Source organism: Methanobrevibacter sp., assembly GCF_045644645.1.
Classification (GTDB): Archaea; Methanobacteriota; Methanobacteria; order Methanobacteriales; family Methanobacteriaceae; genus Methanocatella.
Genome location: NZ_JAZRHE010000049.1, coordinates 1 through 2661 on the forward strand (window position 1 = coordinate 1; position 2661 = coordinate 2661).

The 2661-nt window shown below is 29.0% G+C and carries 2 protein-coding genes; both read right to left on the bottom strand.

Translation table 11 applies throughout. The features are described from left to right. Positions 1-145 precede the first annotated feature (145 nt). Entirely contained in the window at positions 146-1036 is an 891-nt protein-coding gene (gene xerA, locus ACKI4K_RS03150) for a site-specific tyrosine recombinase/integron integrase (RefSeq protein WP_407422201.1), read from the bottom strand. 256 nt (positions 1037-1292) lie between these two features. After that, on the bottom strand, positions 1293-2495 hold the full coding sequence (locus ACKI4K_RS03155) for an ATP-binding protein (RefSeq protein ID WP_407422203.1): 1203 nt from the start codon (positions 2493-2495) through the stop codon (positions 1293-1295). Positions 2496-2661: the final 166 nt, after the last annotated feature.

The following is a 2661-nucleotide window of genomic DNA, read 5'->3' on the forward strand; positions in this document are numbered from 1 at the left end:
CCATATTTAAACAAAATTAAACAATTAAATAAACATTATTAAACTCTTTAAAACAAATTATTTGTTTAGAAAAAAGATAAAAGAATTTAGGATTTAGCCTAAATTCATTTTAAAAAAAAGTTTTTTTTAAACAAAAGACCATATATTATCCAATAAACTTTTTATGAGCAATCTTAACATTATTCTGATTAACCATCGCATAATGCATAGTCGTGTCAATCTTTGTATGACCCAATAACTTCTGCACTTGCTCAATAGGCATCCCTTTATCGATAGCATTAGTTGCCAGCGTTCTTCTAAACTTATGAGGATGTACATTAGCTATATTGGATTTAAATCCTATATTCTTAAGTCTTGACTCAACACCATTTATTCCTAATCTTTTATATGGTTTTCTAAATGAAACAAATAATGCAGGGTTTTCATCAGTTCTCTGATTTAAATATTCGAGCAAATGTATTTTTGTCCTTGCATCAAAATAAACAACCCTTTCTGATTCACCTTTTCCAAAAACAACACATTCCCTTTCATTAAAATTCAAATCAGAAATATTAAGATTCACCAACTCCCCAACACGAATACCTGTAGAAATCAATAGCTCAACAATCGCCAAATCCCTAATTGATTCACAATTGTCCCTTAAAACTTCCAGATTTTCATCCGATAATATCTCCTTAACGACTTTTCCTTTTTTAACCCTATGTATTCTTTTTACTGGATTTTTCAGGATATAATCCTCATCTTCCAGCCATGCAAAGAAGCTTGAAAAAATCCTGCGGATATTATCAATCGTTGTTTTTGAAGAATTGTTTTCACGCTGATGATTAGTAAGATACTGTCTTAAATCTTCAGTAGTGATTTGATCAATCCTTTTATCAGTACTTTTCAATAATCTATTGATTGTTAGTCTATAAAAGTGGATTGTGCTAGCTGAACGGCCTTCAATTTCTTTAGCAGATAAAAACATTTCTAATAATTTGAAATTATCCAAATCAGTTAAATCCTTTGTTTTATCGATAATTTCAACCTCATTCAATGCATCCAACAAAACTGTGGTTAATTGCAGGTATTAGCCTTGATTTAAGAACGGATCCATCTTATTTAAAATATCCATTGCAAATGTCGATTTCATAATTATCAAAAACCTCCCTTATTTAAAAGAATATGCATCCTATAATAAATATTTTTCCATATACTCATTAAAAATTCATTTAAATAAAAATTTAAAGAATCTCAAAAGAGTTTCATTGTAAAACTCAAATCAGTACTATTTTCAATACTATGATTTTTTTTCATCTCAATATGCAAATTGGAATAACTTTAACGCCATCACTTCGGACATATGAAAATCCGATTGAAGTGATGATGGCCAAAAATTTTGGCCTTTGGATATGAACAGTTCCATCATCAATTTTCCTTTCAATCAATGCATCCATTTTTAATAGCTTTCCTGCAGCGTCATCAAATGTCAATCTTGATAATTCAAACTGTATTAAAGCATAATCTTCATTATCCAACTGTAAAATGCAATCAATGGACAACCCGTATCTGTCTTCATAATAATAAATTTTACTGTTTCTAAAAGATGTGTAAACCATTAGGTCACGAATGCATAGATTTTCAAAAAATCTTTGAAAGGTCTCCAAGTCATAAATCATCATTTCGCTGTTTAAGTTTAAGATAGAAGGTGAAATGGATGGGTCTATGAATTCCTTTTTTGATGTTTTTTTAATTGCGCTTTTGGCTCTTAGATTAATATCCCATGATTCAATTTCGAATACTATCCATAATTTCTTTAAAGCGTTGATATATCTGTAGAATGTTGATTTGGACATTGTTGGAAAATCCCTTTGTACCTGATTTAATATTTCAACATTAGATATATTGGTTGAAATATTTCTGGAATAAACTTTTAAAATGCTTTTAACTTTTTTTATGTCCTTCAAGTCTTCGTGAAGGTTAATTAGATTCTCAATATATCTTTTCATAAAGTTTTCATTATCAAATGCTTTGGGAAATCCTCCCCTGCAGCAGGCATAAATGAGATCTTCAATTCCTAAATTTGATGAGAAACCTGAAATCTCCAAATCCGGATTTTCAAACAATTCCAATATAGAAATCATGCCGTTTGACTCTTCAGATTCATATAATGATAGTGGAAGCATTTTAATGCCATTATCCACTATTTGTCTGGTTGTTAAAATGAATGAACCCTCATTATTGGATTTATTGCATTGTGATTTGATTTCATACAATAATCCTTCCAGTAAATCATAATTCTCCACCAGAAGTGGTTTTTTTCCAGCTAAAAGTTTTTCCACATTAAATTCAGCCAACAGAATATTGGATACTAAATTTTTATCCACATTCACGATTGAATTAGCATATCTTATTGCAATGCTAGATTTACCACAACCGATTGGACCTGAAATTAATACAAAACAGTTTGTTTTTAATTTATCATCTATTAAGTCATCAATTATTCTATAAAACAATTTAAATCCTCCATAAGTTTTTTCATGCCAAAAAATTATGACATGAATAAACCTATGGATAAAAACCATAAATTAAAAACCTATTTAAATAATAAATGACAAAAATATATTTAAATCAGTGAAAACAAGATGAAAAATTAGTAAAATAGCATATAACGAATTGCAT